Source organism: Pseudomonas profundi (genome assembly GCF_008638305.1).
In the GTDB taxonomy this organism is placed as follows: domain Bacteria; phylum Pseudomonadota; class Gammaproteobacteria; order Pseudomonadales; family Pseudomonadaceae; genus Halopseudomonas; species Halopseudomonas profundi.
On the sequence record NZ_VTPZ01000006.1, the window covers coordinates 74,511 to 94,112 of the forward strand.

The 19,602-nt window shown below is 59.0% G+C and carries 14 protein-coding genes; all 14 read left to right on the forward strand.

What is annotated here, in order from left to right:
- Entirely contained in the window at positions 1-1,182 is a 1,182-nt protein-coding gene (lpxB, locus tag FZE95_RS09765) for a lipid-A-disaccharide synthase (RefSeq protein ID WP_150300697.1), read from the forward strand.
- An 11-nt stretch (positions 1,183-1,193) separates the two neighbouring features.
- On the forward strand, positions 1,194-1,850 hold the full coding sequence (gene rnhB / locus FZE95_RS09770) for a ribonuclease HII (protein WP_397387127.1): 657 nt from the start codon (positions 1,194-1,196) through the stop codon (positions 1,848-1,850).
- A gap of 845 nt (positions 1,851-2,695) precedes the next feature.
- Positions 2,696-6,220: a DNA polymerase III subunit alpha gene (dnaE, locus tag FZE95_RS09775; RefSeq protein ID WP_150300699.1), complete on the forward strand. Its 3,525-nt coding sequence runs from the start codon at positions 2,696-2,698 to the stop codon at positions 6,218-6,220.
- 103 nt (positions 6,221-6,323) lie between these two features.
- Positions 6,324-7,280, forward strand: coding sequence for an acetyl-CoA carboxylase carboxyl transferase subunit alpha (accA, locus tag FZE95_RS09780; protein WP_150300700.1), 957 nt, complete (start codon positions 6,324-6,326; stop codon positions 7,278-7,280).
- A 2-nt stretch (positions 7,281-7,282) separates the two neighbouring features.
- Positions 7,283-8,623 carry a tRNA lysidine(34) synthetase TilS gene (gene tilS, locus FZE95_RS09785; protein ID WP_150300701.1) on the forward strand — a complete coding sequence of 447 codons (1,341 nt, stop codon included), beginning with the start codon at positions 7,283-7,285 and terminating at the stop codon, positions 8,621-8,623.
- Positions 8,624-8,784: 161 nt separating this feature from the next.
- The gene (locus tag FZE95_RS09790; protein ID WP_150300702.1) at positions 8,785-10,422 is read left to right on the forward strand and encodes a CTP synthase; all 1,638 of its coding nucleotides are present in this window, start codon (positions 8,785-8,787) and stop codon (positions 10,420-10,422) included.
- Between the two features lie 9 nt (positions 10,423-10,431).
- Positions 10,432-11,277, forward strand: coding sequence for a 3-deoxy-8-phosphooctulonate synthase (kdsA, locus tag FZE95_RS09795; protein ID WP_150300703.1), 846 nt, complete (start codon positions 10,432-10,434; stop codon positions 11,275-11,277).
- A gap of 57 nt (positions 11,278-11,334) precedes the next feature.
- Positions 11,335-12,624: a phosphopyruvate hydratase gene (gene eno / locus FZE95_RS09800; RefSeq protein ID WP_150300853.1), complete on the forward strand. Its 1,290-nt coding sequence runs from the start codon at positions 11,335-11,337 to the stop codon at positions 12,622-12,624.
- A 156-nt stretch (positions 12,625-12,780) separates the two neighbouring features.
- Positions 12,781-13,053: a cell division protein FtsB gene (ftsB, locus tag FZE95_RS09805; RefSeq protein WP_223825022.1), complete on the forward strand. Its 273-nt coding sequence runs from the start codon at positions 12,781-12,783 to the stop codon at positions 13,051-13,053.
- Entirely contained in the window at positions 13,054-13,755 is a 702-nt protein-coding gene (ispD, locus tag FZE95_RS09810; RefSeq protein WP_150300704.1) for a 2-C-methyl-D-erythritol 4-phosphate cytidylyltransferase, read from the forward strand.
- Between the two features lie 393 nt (positions 13,756-14,148).
- The gene (gene imuA / locus FZE95_RS09815; RefSeq protein WP_150300705.1) at positions 14,149-14,766 is read left to right on the forward strand and encodes a translesion DNA synthesis-associated protein ImuA; all 618 of its coding nucleotides are present in this window, start codon (positions 14,149-14,151) and stop codon (positions 14,764-14,766) included.
- 9 nt (positions 14,767-14,775) lie between these two features.
- Positions 14,776-16,191, forward strand: a complete 1,416-nt coding sequence (locus FZE95_RS09820; RefSeq protein WP_150300706.1) for a Y-family DNA polymerase — start codon at positions 14,776-14,778, stop codon at positions 16,189-16,191.
- Positions 16,188-19,262, forward strand: coding sequence for an error-prone DNA polymerase (locus FZE95_RS09825; RefSeq protein WP_150300707.1), 3,075 nt, complete (start codon positions 16,188-16,190; stop codon positions 19,260-19,262). The genes FZE95_RS09820 and FZE95_RS09825 overlap by 4 nt, the downstream gene beginning before the upstream one ends.
- A 43-nt stretch (positions 19,263-19,305) precedes the next feature.
- A complete protein-coding gene (locus FZE95_RS09830) occupies positions 19,306-19,518 on the forward strand; it encodes a hypothetical protein (protein WP_150300708.1) in 213 nt (70 codons plus the stop codon).
- The last annotated feature ends 84 nt before the right edge of the window (positions 19,519-19,602 follow it).

Consider the following 19,602-nt stretch of genomic DNA (forward strand, 5'->3'; position numbering starts at 1 on the left):
ATGCTTGGCTCAGCCCTTTCTGAAAACACGCCTTTACGTATTGCTCTGGTCGCCGGTGAGGCCTCCGGCGATACCCTGGGCGCAGGGTTGATCCGCGCGCTAAAAGAGCAATACCCCGATGCGCAGTTCATTGGCATCGGCGGGCCGCGCATGCTCGCCGAAGGCATGCACAGCCGGGTTCCGATGGAGCGGCTTTCCGTCATGGGACTGGTTGAAGTGCTGGGCAGGCTGCGCGAGTTACTGCGTATTCGCAAGGAACTCGTCGAATGGCTGAAACAGCAGAAACCGGATGTATTCATTGGCATCGACGCGCCGGACTTTGCCTTGGGTGTCGAGCTTCGCCTGCGCGAAGAGGGCATCCCCACCGTGCACTATGTCAGTCCGTCGGTATGGGCCTGGCGCGAAAAACGTGTGCTGGGTATTCGGAAATCCACCGACCTGATGCTCACCCTGTTTCCGTTCGAAGAAGACGTCTACCGACGTCATGGCGTGGCGGTACGTTGCGTAGGTCACACATTGGCCGATCAGATCCCGCTGGAGCCGGACAGAGCCGCCGCGCGCAGCACACTGGGTCTGGACGAGAACATGCGAGTCGTTGCGCTGATGCCGGGCAGTCGTAACGGCGAATTGCGCAAGCTGGGCCTGTTGTTTTTGCAGACCGCCGCCTGGTGTCTTGAGCGCCAACCCCAATTGCGTTTTATCATGCCCTGCGCGAGTCCTGAACGTAAAATCCAGATGCAGAACATCATCGCCGAGAGCGGTCTGGACTTACCGCTTACGTTGCTCGACGGCCAGGCTCACGATGTACTCGCCGCCTGCGACGCAGTATTGATCGCCTCAGGTACCGCAACGCTCGAAGCCATGCTGTTCAAGCGGCCCATGGTGGTCGCCTACCGCATGGCCGGGTTAACCTTTCGTATACTCAAACGCCTGGTGCGGGTTGGGCATGTGTCGCTTCCCAACCTGTTGGCGAAAAGGGAGGTGGTTCCCGAATTTCTACAGGACGATGCCACACCCGACGCCATGGGCGCTGCACTGCTTGAGCGCCTGGGGTCAACGCCCGAGCGTGAAGCGACCCAGGCAGAATTCATGAAGCTGCATCAGATGCTGCGCCGCGATGCAGATCATTCCGCGGCCGACGCAGTGATAGAGCTGTTGAAACAGAAGGGCAGGTTGGCATGAACCAGATCGTGATGGACTGGATTGTTCCCGACGGAGAGACCGTTGCGGGCGTTGACGAGGTCGGACGCGGACCACTCTGCGGCGCCGTGGTGACTGCCGCCGTCATCCTCGATCCGCTCAACCCGATCGAAGGCCTGAACGATTCCAAAAAACTTACCGAAGCCCGCCGCGAAGAGCTCTTTCCGCTGATCCAGGAGCGTGCGCTGGCCTGGTGCATTGCCCGCGCGGAAGTTGAGGAAATCGACGAGCTCAACATCCTGCACGCGACCATGCTCGCCATGCAGCGCGCCGTAGCAGGTTTGTCGGTCCGCCCGGACCGCGTGCTGGTAGACGGTAACCGCTGCCCGATCCTGCCCATGCCCAGCGAGCCGGTGATCAAGGGTGACAGCCGCGTTCCGGCGATCGCCGCAGCGTCGATCCTGGCGAAAGTCGCCCGCGATCGCGAGCTAGTCGAAATGGATCTGCGGTATCCCGGCTACGGCCTCGCGCAGAACAAGGGCTACCCCACGGTGCAGCATCTTGCGGCGTTGAAGGAGCGAGGCGCCACCGTGATACATCGCCGCTCGTTTGCTCCGGTGCGTGAGGCGTTGGATTTGGTGGTGCCGTCGCTGCCGATTGAATCTGCCGAGCCATCATTTCCCGAGGCCGAAGCTGCAGAGCTCTCCTGATGTCGTCGTCTCTCGCCACCGTTTTAATGTTTGGTTGAGTAGGTAGGGGTCAGCTTTCGCGAGGTCACAGGGCCGCGCTGACACGCTGCAAGTACGTCCCTGTAAGCTCGTCGATGACATCCCTGTCATCGCACGGTCATCGCAGCCCTGTCGCCTCGCTTCGCCGTAGAGATTTGAGTTGCCAGAGTGAAAAATCAGGCTGGCTGGTCGGACACCGATCCTGGGGGTGTAGCGCGCCTGCGCTACGCCAGACTTCCCAGCCACACCAAACTCCGTCGGCGAATTCGAACGCGGCCAGAGGCGGCCGGCTTCTGATATATCGGCGCGGCCAGGTCAAAAACCGAATCCCCCTAACCCCCTTTTCCAAAGGGGGGACTGGTCCGAGCGGCTGTCGGTTTTATTTTCACCGATGCGCAATCCTGACACCCGGTGGGCGCTTGACTTCAGGCTGGCTATTCCGAGCGCTTGGCGCCTGGCTGATGTTTTTGACGCTTCCAGCCAGCCGATGCCCGATCAAGCCCGCATCTGTGCCGGGTGAAGCAAGTGTCGAAAACAGGGATGTTTTCACCAAGCCCCCATGGATGGGTTTACGGTGTCTTGCGCAATCCTGGCAGCCGGTGGGCGGCTCGCTCCCGATATCAGTGCGCATCTTCACGCGACCGCAAAACAGGTGAGTCTGGTTCTGTTGCAAATCCGGGGTGAGCTGACGCGGGCGATCTGCCACTGGCTCCCCAAGCACTCCTTCAGAACATCGATCAACAAACCAAACCCAAGGTCGCTGGCTCGATTCGCCCCCCGCCGTTACAATCGCTCCCTTGCCGTTCGCATCTGAAACAGGATCATCAATGAGCTTCTCCTTCGTCCATCTGCGTGTCCACAGTGAATATTCCCTCGTGGACGGCCTGGTCAAGATCAAACCGTTAATCAAGGCGGTGGGCGAGGGTGGTATGCCGGCTGTGGCGGTTACCGACCAGAACAACATGTGCAGCCTGGTGAAATTCTACAAGGCTTCCATGGGCGCGGGCATCAAGCCGATCTCGGGCGTGGATATCTGGCTGGTTGGCCGGGATGACGAAAGCAGCCTGACCCGGATGACCCTGCTGTCAATGAACCGCCCCGGCTATCGCAACCTCACCGAACTGATCTCTCGTGGCTATACCGAAGGGCAGAAAAACGGTCTGGTTACCATTCGCCGGGAATGGATAGCCGAAGCCAGTGAAGGCGTTATTGCGCTGTCAGGTGCAAAGGAAGGCGAGATCGGACAGGCCTTGTTATCCAACAATCCCCATGAAGCCGATGAGTTGCTCAGCTACTGGATGGACGTGTTTCCCGGGCGTTTCTATCTTGAACTGCAGCGCACCAGTCGTCGCAATGACGAAGAGCATGTGCACGCCGCCGTTGCGCTGGCCACGCGGCTGGACTGTCCGGTCGTTGCCACCAATGACGTGCGCTTCCTCAAGCGCGAGGATTACGAAGCCCACGAAACGCGGGTGTGTATCGGTGAAGGGCGGGCGCTGGATGATCCGCGCCGGGTCCGCCAGTACAGCGAAGAGCAGTACCTGAAGACGCCGGAAGAAATGGCCGAGTTGTTCTCGGATATTCCGGAAGCCCTGGAAAACAGTGTTGAAATCGCCAAGCGCTGCAACATCGACGTCCAGCTGGGCACCTACTTTCTTCCGGAATTCCCGATTCCCGAAGGCCTGACCATCGAAGAATACTTTCGTCAGGTGTCCTTCGAAGGACTGGATGAACGCCTCAAGGTCATCCTCCCGCCGGACACGCCTGATTATGATGCGCGCCGCCAGGTGTACGTGGATCGTTTGAATTTCGAGCTCGACATCATCAACCAGATGGGCTTTCCCGGTTACTTCCTGATCGTGATGGACTTCATCAAGTGGGCCAAGGGCAATGGCGTGCCGGTTGGGCCTGGCCGGGGGTCGGGGGCGGGCTCGCTGGTGGCTTACGCGCTGTTGATCACCGATCTTGACCCGCTCGCCTATGACCTGCTGTTCGAACGCTTCCTGAATCCCGAGCGGGTGTCCATGCCCGACTTCGATATCGACTTCTGCATGGAGGGACGCGACCGCGTCATCGACTATGTGGCGGAGACCTATGGCCGGGACGCGGTATCCCAGATCATCACATTCGGCACCATGGCGGCCAAAGCCGTGGTGCGGGACGTGGCGCGGGTGCAGGGCAAGTCCTACGGGCTGGCTGATAAGTTGTCGAAGATGATCCCCTTCGAAGTCGGGATGACCCTGGCCAAGGCCTTCGAGCAGGAAGAGATTCTGCGCGAGTTTCTGGCGGCCGATGAGGAAGCCCAGGAAATCTGGGACATGGCGCGCAAACTGGAGGGTATTACCCGTAACGTCGGCAAGCACGCCGGGGGCGTGGTAATCGCACCCACCAAATTGACCGATTTCGCGCCCTTGTATTGTGATGAAGCCGGTGCGGGTCTGGTGACCCAGTTCGACAAGGATGACGTGGAAGCCGCCGGTCTGGTGAAGTTCGACTTCCTCGGGCTGCGAACCCTGACGATCATCGATTGGGCGATGGAAACCATCAACCGCGAGCAGGCGAAGAACGGGCTGGAGGCGCTCAATATCGACTTCATCCCGCTGGATGATGCGCCGACCTACCACATGCTGCAGAAGGCCGAGACGACGGCGGTCTTTCAGCTTGAATCGCGCGGCATGAAGGAGCTGATCAAGAAGCTCAAGCCGGACTGTCTGGAAGACCTGATCGCCCTGGTGGCGTTGTTCCGCCCCGGTCCGCTGCAATCGGGCATGGTTGATGACTTCATCAACCGCAAGCACGGACGCGAGATCGTCTCCTACCCACACCCGAATTATCAGTATGCGGGCCTCGAGCCGGTACTGAAGCCCACCTACGGCATCATTTTGTATCAGGAACAGGTGATGCAGATTGCCCAGGTGATGGCGGGTTATACCCTTGGCGGCGCCGACATGCTGCGCCGTGCCATGGGCAAGAAAAAGCCCGAAGAGATGGCCAAGCAGCGGGCTATCTTCCTTGAAGGCTGCGAGAACAACGGTATCGATGCGGACCTTGCGGGCAACATCTTTGACCTGGTGGAAAAATTTGCCGGTTACGGTTTCAACAAATCGCACTCGGCGGCCTATGGCCTGGTTTCCTATCAGACCGCCTGGCTCAAGGCGCATCATCCGGCGGCCTTTATGGCAGCAGTGTTGTCGGCGGATATGCACAACACCGACAAGGTCGTCACGCTGATTGAAGAGTGCCGCAGCATGAGGCTGCAGGTTAAGGCGCCGGATGTGAACCTGTCCGATTACAAATTCACCGTCGATGAATCCGGCGCTGTGGTTTACGGGCTCGGCGCGATCAAGGGCGTGGGCGAAGGGCCGGTGGAAACCATCGTTCAGACGCGCCGCGCCGGAGGGCCCTTCACCGATCTGTTCGACTTCTGTGCGCGGGTGGATCTGAAGCGGATCAACAAGCGCGTAATGGAAGCGCTGGTGCGCAGTGGCGCGCTGGATTCGATGGGCCCCTTCTTCGATACCGAACAGGCTGCCTATCTCAAGCAGGTGGATCGCAACCGGGCCGCGCTGTCTGCGGCCATGGAAGAGGCGATGGCCGCAGCGGAACAGACCGCCAAGAGCGCGGACAGCGGTCATGACGACCTGTTCGGCGAATTGCTCGGGCCTTCCGCTGAGCGTGACGTGTTCGAAAATTACCGCCGTGTTCGCGAGTGGAGTTTCAAGGAGCGCCTGCGCGGGGAAAAGGAAACACTCGGTCTGTATCTGACCGGGCACCCGATCGACGAGTATGAAAAGGAAGTACGTCGCTTTGCCCGGCAACGGATTATTGACCTTAAACCCTCCCGGGAGAGTCAGACCATTGCAGGGCTGGTATTTGATCTGCGGGTAATGAAAAGCAAGCGCGGCGATAAGGTCGGCTTCGTGACGCTGGACGACCGTTCCGCGCGTATCGAGGTGTCGCTGTTTGCGGACGCCTTCCAGGCGGCCCAGTCCTTGTTGCAGAAGGATGCCTTGCTGGTAGTGGAGGGGGAGGTCGCCCAGGATGATTTCTCCGGTGGCCTGCGCATGCGCGCCAAGCGGGTGATGAGTCTGGAAGACGCGCGCACGAGTCTGCTGGACAGCGTCCGGATCAGGATGAACACCCAGCGGCACGGCCCTGACTGCTTGTCGCAGCTGGCAGGGTTGTTACAAAAGCACAAGGGCGGTTGCGCGGTCACGATTGATTTTCAGCGTCCCGACGCTGCGGCGCTGCTCAAGCTCGGGGACGAATGGAAAGTGGAACCTGCAGACGACTTGGTCCAGAGCCTGCGTGACCAGCTCGGAAAAGACAGCGTCTCTTTGCACTACAGATAACCGCGACCTCGGCCGCCGGCCTGCTCGACGCAGGTCAGGCATTCCCGTAAGGTAACGCAAAAAATCGAATGCCCAGCATGGGCCACGCGGATGATGTACGCCTATGAGCAAAAGTCAGAATTACCTTGAATTTGAACATCCCATCGCCGATCTGCAGGCCAAGATCGAAGAGTTGAGATTGGTGGGCAGCGATAATTCGCTGAATATCACCGATGAAATTACCCGGCTCCAGGACAAGAGCAAGTCTCTCACCGAGAGCATCTTCTCCAATCTGTCCAGCTGGCAGGTCGCGCAGATGGCGCGGCACCCGCAGCGTCCTTATACGCTGGATTACATTCAGCACATCTTTACCGATTTCGAAGAAATGCACGGCGACCGTCATTTCGCTGATGATGCAGCGATTGTCGGCGGTATGGCGCGTCTGGAAGGCCGGCCGGTCATGGTTATCGGACACCAGAAAGGCCGCGCCGTAAAAGAGAAGGTTCGACGCAACTTCGGCATGCCCAAGCCCGAGGGCTATCGCAAGGCGTGCCGTCTGATGCAGTTGGCAGAACGCTTCAAGATGCCGATTCTCACATTTATCGATACGCCCGGTGCCTATCCGGGGATCGATGCAGAAGAGCGCGGCCAAAGTGAGGCGATCGCCTGGAACCTGCAGATCATGTCTCGTCTGAAGACGCCCATCATCTCCACGGTGATTGGCGAAGGCGGATCAGGCGGCGCATTGGCGATTGGCGTCTGTGATCGGCTGATGATGCTGCAGTATTCGACGTATTCGGTGATTTCGCCCGAGGGTTGTGCATCGATTCTGTGGAAGAAGTCCGAGAAGGCTGCTGAGGCCGCCGAAGCGATGGGCATCACCGCTGCGCGTCTGAAAGAGCTGGGTCTGGTTGATAATCTGATCCCTGAGCCTTTGGGTGGCGCGCATCGCCAGCCGGAGGAAATGGCAGCGCGGATCAAGGCGCAACTGCTGTCTGAACTGGCTGCACTGGACAACTATTCCGCTGAGGCGTTGCTGGATAGCCGTTATGATCGTCTGATGGCCTTCGGCATCAAGTAATCATGTTCACCCCGCAGGCGCTGCACGAACACCTGGCGCACTGCGCGCAAGCTCCGGTCTGGTGGCTGGGGCTTTCTGGCGGTCTGGACTCGATGGTGTTGCTGGAGGCGCTGGCGCAGCTCGGCAAGACCTGCCAGCTGCCGCCTGTGGTTGCCGTTCACGTGCACCATGGTCTGCATCCGCTTGCAGACAAATGGGCCGAGCATTGTGAGCAGCAGTGCGTATTGCGCAGTATCCCACTGCACATCAAACACGTACAGCTCGAGCCTGGCGCCAGTATTGAAGCTGCTGCGCGAGATGCGCGCTATCAGGCTTTCGCCTCGCTTATCGGGCCGGAAGATGTGCTGTTGCTGGCGCATCATCTCGATGATCAGCTGGAAACACTCTTATTCCGTCTCGTACGTGGCACGGGTCTGCGCGGGCTATCCGGTATGCCCGCCAGCCGCCAGGTAGGCAGCGGTCAGCTGTTCCGGCCGCTGCTTGGCTGGCGCCGGAACGAACTCGAGACTTGGGCCGAGGAGCAGGGGCTGCGCTGGATTGAAGACCCGGCAAATGCCGACGCGCGGTTTGCCCGCACTACCTTGCGTCATCAGATATTGCCCGTACTGCGTCAGCACTGGCCGATGGTAGACAGCAGTCTGCTGCGTTTGATCGAGCATGTGGAGGAGGCCACCAGCCTGCTTGACGAACGGGCCGCGCAGGATCTTGAGCGGGCACAGGCAGTCAGCCAGGATCCATGGCTACAGCCCTGGCCGGCATTACGGGTTGAAGTGCTGCTCACGCTATCCGCTGCCCGGCAGAACAATCTGCTGCGTTATTGGTTGCACCAACAGGGCAGACGCATGCCGGATCACCGGCAGTCCGAGGTCGTGCTGGATCAGTTGGGTGCAGCAGAGGACAGTCAGCCGGTCGTGCAGATCGACGACTATCAACTGTGTCGCTCCGCCGGACACCTGTGGCTGCAATCAGCAAAGGGTCTCGCCGCTGGCGTGCCGCAGCCGTTGGTGGCGTTCGGCGATACGGTACTCGCCGGTGGTAACGGTGTGTTATGCATGCGCCAGGCCCAGGGCGGAATCAGCTATCGTCCGGGTAATTGGCAGGTCGGTTATCGCCAGGGCGGGGAACGGCTCAAGCTGGCGGGACGGCCTCACCGGACGCTCAAGCAGTTGTTTCAGGAGGCGGGCATTCCCGGCTGGTTGCGACCCGCTGTGCCGCTACTGTTTTGCGACGGCGAGCTGGTATCGGTGGCCGGGCGCTGGAATGCCGAGGCGTTCAGCGCTGGCAACGAGCAGCCTGGCTGGCGGATCGAGTGGCAGCCAGGCGCGCAATCCTTGCTACCTTGAAGTACAGCTTTGCGAAGGTCCGGGCCTGGCCAGTGCAGGCGCTTTCGGATTGAGCAAACCGGGGGCGTCTGGTATCCTGACTTCCCATCTTGACGAGACTTTGGTCTCCCTTCGATTCCCTGCGGTCGCGACCGCCTAACTGTTCAATCTACGGGTTTTTCATGACGCGCTACATCTTCGTCACGGGTGGTGTTGTATCTTCATTGGGTAAGGGCATCGCCTCGGCATCGCTGGCGGCGATCCTTGAAGCGCGGGGACTGAAGGTCACCATGCTCAAGCTCGATCCCTATATCAACGTGGATCCGGGCACCATGAGCCCCTTCCAGCACGGTGAGGTTTTTGTCACCCATGATGGCGCCGAGACTGATCTCGACCTGGGCCATTATGAGCGCTTCATCAATGCGACCATGACCCGCGCCAACAACTTTACTGCTGGCCGTGTATATGAACACGTGTTGCGCAAGGAGCGCCGCGGTGATTATCTGGGCGCGACGATTCAGGTTATCCCGCATATTACTGACGAGATCAAGGACCGCATCATCAAGGGCGCCGGCGATGCCGATGTAGCCATGGTGGAAATCGGCGGTACCGTGGGTGATATCGAGTCCCAGCCGTTCCTTGAGGCGATCCGCCAGCTGCGTATCGAGGTGGGTGCCAAGCGCGCCATGCTCATGCACCTGACGCTGGTCCCTTATATCGCTACCGCCGGTGAGACCAAGACCAAGCCCACCCAGCACTCGGTCAAGGAATTGCGCTCCATTGGCTTGCAACCGGATGTGCTGATCTGCCGCTCCGATCACCCGATCGATCTGTCCTCTCGCCGCAAGATTGCGCTGTTCACCAATGTGGAAGAGCGTGCGGTTATTGGTCTGGAAGATCTGGACAGTATTTACCGTATTCCTTCCGCCCTGCATGCGCAGGGCCTGGACGATTTTGTTGTGGAACGCTTTGGCCTGGAATGTGGGCAGGCTGATCTGTCCGAATGGGACCGCGTGGTCGATGCCAAGCTGTATCCGGATCAGGAAGTGACCATCGCCATGGTCGGCAAGTACATGGAACTGCTGGAAGCCTACAAGTCGCTGATCGAAGCCATCAGCCACGCCGGCATTCAGAGCCGGACCAAGGTCAATCTGCGCTACATCGACTCAGAAGACATCGAACTCAAGGGCACTTCGCTGCTCGAGGATGTGGATGCCATTCTGGTGCCGGGTGGGTTCGGCCAGCGCGGCGTTGAGGGCAAGATCGAGACCGTGCGCTACGCCCGTGAGAACAAGATTCCGTATCTCGGCATTTGCTTGGGCATGCAGGTGGCGGTCATCGAGTATGCGCGGCATATTCTTGGCTGGAACGACGCCAACTCGACCGAATTTGACAAGACCAGCACGCATCCGGTGGTGGGTCTGATTACCGAGTGGCAGACCGCTAGCGGTGACAAACAGTTGCGGGATGAAGGCTCTGATCTGGGCGGTACCATGCGCCTCGGCGGTCAGGATTGTGCGCTGGAGCCTGGCTCGCGTGCCCATGAATGCTATGGCAAGGATGTGATTGTCGAACGCCACCGCCACCGTTATGAGGTCAACAACAACCTGTTGCCCGATTTGCAGGCGGGCGGTCTGAAAGTTACCGGTCGGTCAGTCGATGGCGCGCTGGTTGAAGTTATCGAGGTGGGCGATCATCCGTGGTTCGTGGCATGCCAGTTCCACCCGGAATTCACTTCCACTCCCCGTTATGGTCACCCCTTGTTCAGCGGCTTCGTCAATGCAGCCCTGGCACAGAAGGCGAGCAAGGCTAACGCCTGAGGAATACCGATGACCCAGAAGACAATCCAGGTCGGCAACATCGATATCGCCAACGACAAACCTTTCGTGCTGTTCGGGGGCATGAATGTTCTCGAGTCCCGCGAGCTGGCGATGCGAATTTGCGAGACCTACGTAGAGGTGACCAGCAAGCTGGGCATTCCCTACGTATTCAAGGCCAGCTTCGACAAGGCCAACCGCTCCTCGATCAACTCCTTCCGCGGCCCGGGCATGGAAGAGGGGCTGAAGATCTTCGAGGAGATCAAGCATACCTTCAACGTGCCGGTGATTACTGACGTTCATGAGCCGCATCAGGCTGCACCGGTGGCTGAAGTCTGCGACATCATCCAGCTGCCGGCTTTCCTGTCGCGGCAAACTGATCTGGTGGTGGCTATGGCTGAGACCAAAGCCGTTATCAATATCAAGAAAGCGCAGTTCCTCGCGCCGGCGGAAATGAAGCACATCCTCACCAAGTGTGAGGAGGCCGGCAACGATCGGTTGATTCTATGTGAGCGGGGCTCCAGCTTCGGTTACAACAATCTGGTCGTGGATATGCTCGGCTTCGGCATCATGAAGCAGATGGGCTACCCGGTGTTTTTCGATGTGACCCATGCGTTGCAGATGCCGGGCGGACGTAGTGATTCTGCAGGCGGACGGCGCGGTCAGGTGACTGATCTGGCCAAGGCGGGCATGAGCCAGGGCCTGGCTGGGCTGTTTCTGGAAGCCCATCCGGATCCCGATAACGCCAAGTGCGATGGCCCGTGCGCTCTGCGCCTGGACAAGCTCGAACCTTTCCTTTCGCAACTCAAGCAGCTTGATGATCTGGTCAAAAGCTTTGCGGTGCTGGAGACCGCTTGAACTTGTCGCGTAGTAGCTGATCTATTCTCGGACGATTAAATGGAGCACGTAGCAAAGATGGCGAAAATCATTGATATCAAGGGTCGTGAAGTTCTGGATTCGCGCGGCAACCCGACTGTAGAAGCAGATGTCATCCTGGACGGAAATATCATCGGTAGCGCCTGTGCGCCGTCCGGAGCTTCGACCGGTTCCCGTGAAGCGCTGGAACTGCGTGATGGCGACAAGAGCCGCTATATGGGCAAGGGCGTGCTCAAGGCAGTTGCCAATATCAATGGCCCTATTCGTGAGTTACTGGTCGGTCGCGACGTTGAAGATCAAGCGGGTCTGGACCGAGCCATGATTGACCTTGATGGAACCGAGAACAAGGCCAACCTGGGCGCCAACGCCATTCTCGCTGTGTCCCTGGCGGCCGCCAAGGCAGCAGCACAGTCCAAGGGCGTGCCGCTGTATGCACATATCGCAGACCTGAACGGCACCCCCGGTCAGTACAGCATGCCGGTCCCGATGATGAACATCATCAATGGCGGTGAGCATGCTGACAACAACGTTGACATTCAGGAATTCATGGTCCAGCCGGTTGGCGCCAAGACCTTTGCTGACGCCCTGCGTATGGGCGCAGAGATTTTCCATCACCTGAAAGCCGTTCTGAAGGCGCGCGGACTGAGCACCTCGGTGGGTGATGAGGGCGGTTTCGCACCGAACCTGAGTTCCAACGAAGACGCGCTCGGCGCAATCGCCGAAGCAGTCGCGAATGCCGGATACACACTGGGTGACGACGTCACTCTGGCGCTGGACTGCGCTTCAAGCGAATTCTACAAGGACGGCAAATACGATCTGGCTGGCGAAGGCCAGGTGTTTGATGCCGCCGGTTTTGCTGATTATCTGGCAGGCCTGACTGAACGTTATCCGATCATCTCCATTGAAGATGGCATGGATGAGTCCGATTGGGACGGCTGGAAAGTCCTGACCGACAAGATCGGTGCCAAGGTTCAGCTGGTCGGTGACGATCTGTTCGTAACCAACACCAAGATCCTCAAGGAAGGCATCGACAAAAGCATCGGTAACTCGATTTTGATCAAGTTCAACCAGATCGGCTCGCTGACCGAAACGCTGGAAGCCATCCAGATGGCCAAGGCTGCCGGTTACACCGCGGTCATCTCTCACCGTAGCGGTGAGACCGAAGACCACACCATTGCCGACCTGGCTGTGGGTACCGCGGCTGGACAGATCAAGACCGGTTCGCTGTGCCGCTCTGATCGCGTTTCCAAGTACAACCAGTTGCTGCGTATTGAAGAGCAGCTGGACGGTTCCGCTCCGTATAAGGGCCGTGCCGAGTTTCGTGGCTGATTGCTGATTATTGACGAAACCTGACGGGCGCTGGCATTGTTCAGCGCCTCGTCGTTTCTGGCTCTGGTACATGGAGTAGGGACTGGTGCTGGTGCTGGCCGGTTGATAGGCTGGCAATCGGCGCAGAATAGGTAACGCCATTGGAGGCGATAACACGTGAAGTGGCTCTGGGTAATTGCTCTGGTAATGCTGGCTGGCCTGCAATATCGCTTGTGGGTAGGCGAGGGCAGCCTGGCGCATGTGACTCAGCTCAGCCAACAGATCGCCGAGCAGAAACGTGAGAACGAGCAGCTGCTGGAGCGCAATCGCGTGCTGACCGCCGAGGTAATCGAGCTCAAACAGGGTCTGGAAACCATTGAGGAACGTGCCAGGAAAGAGCTTGGCATGATTCGCGACGGTGAGACGCTGTATCAGCTGAGCTCCGAATAAATGAATGTTTTACCCTTCTGGGTCGTCATCCCCGCTGCCGGTATCGGATCGCGCATGCAGGCGGACCGCCCCAAGCAGTATCTTCCCCTGGCTGGTCGCAGCCTGATTGAACATACCCTTGATTGCTTCCTGAATCAGCCCGGTTTGCGAGGTCTGGTCGTCAGCCTGGCTGAAAATGATCCTTACTGGCCTGAACTGCCCTGCGCCCAAGACGTGCGGATTCGTACCGCTGCTGGCGGGCGGGAGCGCGCCGATTCGGTATTGAATGGATTGGAAGCCTTGGTTGCCCAGGGTGCAAAGTCCGAGGATTGGGTGCTGGTGCATGATGCGGCCCGTCCCAATCTGGCCGCGACCGATCTGGACAAGCTATTGGAAACGCTTGCGGACGATGCGGTGGGCGGTCTGTTGGCCGTGCCGGTGCGCGATACCCTCAAGCTGGCTGGCGCAGATGGACGGGTAACCGCCACGCCGGATCGCGCACTGTTCTGGCAGGCCTATACGCCGCAGATGTTTCGCCTTGAAGCGCTGCGCAACGCTTTGTCCGGTGCGCTGGGTGCCGGTGCCTCCATCACCGATGAGGCGTCTGCAATGGAGTGGGCGGGTCAGGCACCGCTGCTGGTCGAGGGCCGTGCTGACAATATCAAGGTCACCCGCCCCGAAGACCTGGATTGGCTTGCTGGAAGTATGCCAGCCACTGACTAATTCCCGGGGTTGTCGAGCGCCACGGGCCCCGTTCGGACTCGACGACAACGATTCGTTACGACTTCAGCGTTGATCTCCAAAGCCAATGCGTCGCGCAGGCGCACGACACCCCCAGGTAGCGACGCTACGGGATAGACCGGTCTGCCCCTGGAGTTGTCGAGTGCCTCGGACTGCGTTCGAACTCGACACAGCAAATCCGTCAGCGTCTCCAAGATGGCCCATAGTTAATAGTTACTGGACCACTCATCCACTTCCACGAATACAAATTGACCAGTCGTTTTGATCTGAATATGCTGTATATCTATACAGTAAAAAGGTGGTCTGTATGCTTCGCTTGATTCCTCATTTCACTCCTGACCTGATGCGCTCTCATACGATGCGCGGAGCGGACTGATGGGCGCTGTCGTTGCACTGGATGCCCTGCTGGATCAACGCCGGATATGGAAAGGCCGGCACACCAGCACGCCCCGTAGCGGGTATCCGACCGGCAATGCCGGGCTGGATGCAATGTTGCCCTCCGGCGGCTGGCCCCTGGCTGCGTTGAGTGAAATCCTGCTTCAGGCTGAGGGGACGGGTGAGTTGCGGCTGTTGTGGCCGACACTGGCGCGATTGACCCAGGCGGGGGAAACAGTGGTGCTGGTGGCGCCACCCCATGTGCCCTTTGCACCGGCCTGGCACGCCGCAGGAATAGATCTGCGCCATCTGATGATCGTGAATGCACAGGGTGCCGAAGCGCTTTGGGCAGCCGAGCAGTGTCTGCGAACAGGATGCAATGGCGCAGTGTTGTGTTGGCCGCAACGTGCAGATGATCGATCCATGCGGCGGTTACAGGTTGCTGCTGAAACAGGGCAAACCCTTGCCTTTGCCTACCGTCCGGCCGAAGAAGCGGTGAATCCTTCCCCCGCCGCGCTGCGTCTGTTGCTTGAATCGGCGACCAGCCAACTACGTGTTCTCAAGTGCCGGGGCGGTATCGCGCCAGCGGCCCCGCTTCCCTTCGTCGCGTGGCATTGAAAATTCATTATGCGCTGGGCTTGTATTCTCTTCCCGCAACTGGCTTTAGACGCTGTTCTTCGGACACGCGCTGATTCGGACGCGCCGCTGGTATTGCTGAGCGGCCCGACCCAGCGCCGCGTGCTGCAAACCATGAACTCTGCCGCCCGCGAGCTTGGCTTGCGCCCCGGTCAATCTTTGACCGCAGCCCAGGCCATAACCAACACTTTTGCCATGGCGGAATACGATCCGGCCGAGATTGAACGCTGGCATCAATTCCTTGCCGCATGGGCCTATCGCTTCAGTTCGCATGTGAGCCTGCATTATCCCCGCGCTGTGTTGATGGAGGTGCAATCCAGTTACAGCCTGTTTGGCCCCTGGCCACGCTTTGAGTCGCTGCTGCGCAAGGAGTTGACGGAGCTGGGCTTCCAACACCGGATTGTGGTTGCGCCCAATGCCGCGGCAGCGCGGGCGTTGGTTAATTGCCATGATGGCCTGGCTGTGGATGAGGCGCAGCTACAAAAAATGCTTGCTCAGCATCCGGTCGATCGTCTCGGGTTGGAGCGCAGCGCTGCCATCGCCTTCTCGCGTATGGGCATAAGAAATCTGGAGCAGATTTTGCGATTGCCGCGGGACAGCATCGCACGGCGCTTCAGCAAGGAAGTGCTCATGCATATCGATACCTTGCTGGGGGCCCGGCAGCTAGCGCTTGCATGTTATGCACCCCCGGATTACTTCGACAGCCGTATCGAATTGAACTTTGAGGTGGAATCCCACCAGGCCTTGTTATTTCCCTTGCGCCGCTTGACGGCCGATCTGGCCGCCTATCTGGCGGGGCGAGACAGTGGCGTGCAGCGTTTTACCCTGCACATGGAGCATCGTGATCGCGAGGACACACTGCTACCCATCGGACTGCTGAACACCGAACGTGAAGCGACCATGTTGTTTGAACTGGTACGCGGTCGGCTGGAACAGGTGCAGTTGCCAGAACCGGTTCTGGCGCTGCGGCTGATTGCGCGGGATCTCCCGGTGTTTGTACCTGAGCGCCGTGAGCTTTTCTCCGAACGAGCGCACCAATCACTGCCCTGGGAGCAGCTGCGTGAACGCCTGCGCGCCCGGCTTGGGGATGACGCTGTAACGGGGCTGCATATACAGGCTGACCACCGACCTGAACGGGCATGGCAAACCAGTAATGAAATTGCTCAGGTTGCTTCCCCCACGAACCAGCGGCTGCGTCCCGCCTGGCTCTTGGACGAGCCGGTTATATCAGAATTCGCTGGAAGCCAGATTCTGGCCGGGCCTGAGCGCATCGAGTCCGGATGGTGGGATGGCGGGGATATCCGCAGGGATTATTACCTTCTGAGGACTCAATCCGGTCAACTGGCCTGGGCCTACCGGCCGGTGGGCGATTCTGGACCATTGATGTTGCATGGGTGGTTCGCATGACTGGATATGCAGAGCTGCACTGCCTGTCCAACTTCAGCTTCCAGCGCGGGGCCTCCAGTGCGCTGGAGTTATTCGAACGGGCCAGGGCGCATGGCTATCGAGCACTGGCGATTACTGATGAATGCACGCTGGCTGGCATCGTTCGTGCCTGGCAGGCCGCACGGCAGACGGGCGTCCCGCTCATAGTCGGCAGTGAGATGCGTGTCGAAGCAGGCCCCAAACTGGTGCTCTTGGCGGAAAACCTGATCGGCTACCAGAACCTCTGCCGGCTTGTCACTGTTGCCCGGCGGCGCGCGCCCAAGGGCGAATACAGGCTCCAGAGAAGTGATTTTGATGAATCGCTTACCGGGCTGCTGGCGCTTTGGATACCTGAACAACAACCGGACGCGGAAATGGGACGCTGGCTGAAACAGCACTTTGCCGATCGGTTGTGGCTATCCGTTGAATTGCATCGCGGTCCGGATGATGCCAGGCGGCTGGATCAATTGCTGGCTCTCGCCGAGTCTCTGGATATTCCTGCCGTGGCAACAGGCGATGTGCATATGCACGCCCGCGGGCGTCGCGCACTGCAGGACACCATGACTGCCATCCGTCATCACTGCACCGTCGCCGACGCCGGGCAACATCTGTTTCCCAATGGCGAGCGGCATCTGCGCTCGCCACCGGTGTTATCCGAGCTGTATCCCGCTGCGTTGTTAGCCGAGACGCTGCGGATTGCCGAGCGCTGCACCTTCGACCTCGGCCAGCTGCGTTATCAGTATCCACGTGAGCTGGTCCCGGAGGGCCAGACCGCCGCCTCCTGGTTGCGCACGTTGACCGAGGAGGGCATGTGCTGGCGCTGGCCCGAGGGGGCGCCGGATAAGGTACTGCAACAGATCGAGACCGAGCTCGAACTGATTACTGAAATGCACTACGAAAGTTATTTTCTGACGGTGCACGACATCGTCCGTTTCGCCCGTAGTCGCCATATTCTCTGTCAGGGTCGCGGCTCGGCTGCCAACTCGGCCGTCTGTTTTGCGCTGGGTATTACAGAAATCGATCCGTCTCGCATGAACATGTTGTTCGAGCGGTTCATATCCAGGGAACGCAACGAGCCGCCGGATATCGACGTGGATTTCGAGCACGATCGGCGCGAAGAAGTCATCCAGTACGTATTCAATCGCTATGGGCGCCGCCGCGCTGCACTCACGGCGGTGGCCTCCTCCTATCGCGGCGCCGGGGCTATACGGGATGTAGCCAAGGCACTGGGTCTACCGCCCGATCAGATAAGCGCATTGGCTGATTGTTGCGGCAAGTGGAGCAGTAAGGTGCCCTCCGGGGAGAGGCTGCGCGAGGCCGGTTTTGATCCGGCTAATCCTGTGTTGCACAGGGTGCTGACTCTGACGGGCGAGCTTGTCGGCTTTCCACGGCATCTGTCCCAGCATCCTGGCGGTTTCGTTATTTCCGAACAGCCGCTGGAAACACTGGTACCGGTTGAAAACGCCGCCATGGATGACCGCACCATCATTCAGTGGGACAAGGACGATCTGGATGCGGTTGGTTTGCTCAAGGTGGATATTCTGGCCCTGGGCATGCTCAGCGCGCTGCGAAGGGCCTTCGATCTGCTACGCCTGCATCGCGGCCGGGATCTGACCCTGGCGACTATTCCTGCCGAGGATAAGGCTACCTACGAGATGATCAGCCGGGCCGATACCGTCGGGGTATTCCAGATCGAATCGCGGGCCCAGATGGCCATGCTGCCGCGACTCAAACCCAGAACCTTTTATGATCTGGTCATTGAAGTGGCAATTGTTCGCCCCGGCCCGATCGTCGGCGATATGGTGCATCCCTATCTGCGGCGGCGAAACGGTGAGGAACCGGTAACCTATCCCTCCGAGGCGTTGCGCCAGGTATTCGAACGCACACTCGGCGTGCCGCTGTTTCAGGAACAGGTGATGGAGCTGGCTATCGTGGCGGCGGGATATACCCCCGGCGAGGCAGACCAGCTGCGCCGTTCCATGGCAGCCTGGAAACGCCTGGGTGGTCTGGAACCGCATCAGAAACGCCTGACCGAAGGCATGCTTGCGCGCGGTTATACGCGGGAGTTCGCCGAGCGCATCTTTGAGCAGATCAAAGGATTCGGAAACTACGGCTTCCCGGAATCCCATGCAGCCAGCTTTGCCCTGTTGACCTATGCCAGCTGCTGGTTGAAGTGCCATGAGCCGGCGGCCTTTATCTGCGCACTGATCAACAGCTGGCCCATGGGTTTTTACAGTCCGGATCAGCTGCTCCAGGATGCGCGGCGCCATGACATCGAGACGTTCCCCGTGGATGCCCGAAACAGCGAGTGGGACTGCACGCTGGAACCGGGGCGCGGAGGCGAACTGGCGATACGGCTGGGGCTGCGTATGGTGCGCGGTTTTCGCGAAGAGGATGCTCAGCGCATTACCTGCGCTCGCGCTAATAAAGTCTTCTCAGATACCACGGATCTGATCCAGCGCTGCCGTCTCGACAATCGCGCACGTGAATTGCTGGCTGATGCGGGCGCGCTGCGCGGTCTGGCTGGTCACAGACACAAGGCGCGCTGGGCGGTTGCAGGCGTAGAGCCGCAATTACCACTCTTTGCAGGACAGCCCGCCACAGAAGAGAAGGGGATCGTATTGCCATTGCCTCAGGTCGATGAAGACATTCATGCCGATTACGCCACCACAGGTACGACCCTGGGCCCACATCCCTTGAGCTTGCTGCGCAGGCAGTTAAAAAACAGGCGATGCCGTTCCTCGAAGGAGTTGAAAAAGATGGAGCATGGGCGGCCCGTAGTCGTTGCAGGGTTGGTAACCGGCAGGCAAAAGCCGAGCACGGCCAGCGGCGTGATCTTCGTTACCCTGGAAGATGAGTACGGCATGATCAATGTAGTGGTCTGGCATGATCTGGGCGAGCGACAACGCAGGGAACTGGTTGGTTCAAGGCTGATGCAGGTCAAAGGCCGACTGGAAACGGAAAAGGGGGTGATTCACGTCATCGCCCATCATCTGACGGATCTCACCCCGATGCTGGATGGCCTGGATGTTCGCAGCCGGGATTTTCACTAAGCTGCGACACATTGCAAACTAAAACCAATGAGCAGGGTTCAATGTGCAGGAGATGCTGCATGTATATGCTATCGAATTTTCAGGATTCATTTTTGCACTGCTGTGCAGCGCGCCGACGCTGAGTGCGACAAGAAGAACACCAGATAACACAGCTACTGAAAACGAACTCATCAGATCAGATTTCATGAGCAAGCCCTACATTGTTGTTTTTGTATTTGCCTTTCGCGTATCGCGTGCGAGGCATATTGGTATGTGAATACATTAGTACGGGCAGCGTACAAAATCCACACAAAACCAAACAAATTTGTCTTTTTTTACTTTTCGAAAGGTTGCTGCCCGA

Bases quoted from the DNA above. Each gene is read 5' to 3' on its own strand.
- eno (WP_150300853.1), top strand. From the start codon at position 11,335: ATGGCGAAAATCATTGATATCAAGGGTCGTGAAGTTCTGGATTCGCGC.
- kdsA (WP_150300703.1), top strand. From the start codon at position 10,432: ATGACCCAGAAGACAATCCAGGTCGGCAACATCGATATCGCCAACGAC.
- tilS (WP_150300701.1), top strand. From the start codon at position 7,283: ATGTTCACCCCGCAGGCGCTGCACGAACACCTGGCGCACTGCGCGCAA.
- rnhB (WP_397387127.1), top strand. From the start codon at position 1,194: ATGGACTGGATTGTTCCCGACGGAGAGACCGTTGCGGGCGTTGACGAG.
- FZE95_RS09825 (WP_150300707.1), top strand. From the start codon at position 16,188: ATGACTGGATATGCAGAGCTGCACTGCCTGTCCAACTTCAGCTTCCAG.
- ispD (WP_150300704.1), top strand. From the start codon at position 13,054: ATGAATGTTTTACCCTTCTGGGTCGTCATCCCCGCTGCCGGTATCGGA.
- FZE95_RS09790 (WP_150300702.1), top strand. From the start codon at position 8,785: ATGACGCGCTACATCTTCGTCACGGGTGGTGTTGTATCTTCATTGGGT.
- lpxB (WP_150300697.1), top strand. From the start codon at position 1: ATGCTTGGCTCAGCCCTTTCTGAAAACACGCCTTTACGTATTGCTCTG.
- imuA (WP_150300705.1), top strand. From the start codon at position 14,149: ATGGGCGCTGTCGTTGCACTGGATGCCCTGCTGGATCAACGCCGGATA.
- FZE95_RS09820 (WP_150300706.1), top strand. From the start codon at position 14,776: ATGCGCTGGGCTTGTATTCTCTTCCCGCAACTGGCTTTAGACGCTGTT.
- dnaE (WP_150300699.1), top strand. From the start codon at position 2,696: ATGAGCTTCTCCTTCGTCCATCTGCGTGTCCACAGTGAATATTCCCTC.
- accA (WP_150300700.1), top strand. From the start codon at position 6,324: ATGAGCAAAAGTCAGAATTACCTTGAATTTGAACATCCCATCGCCGAT.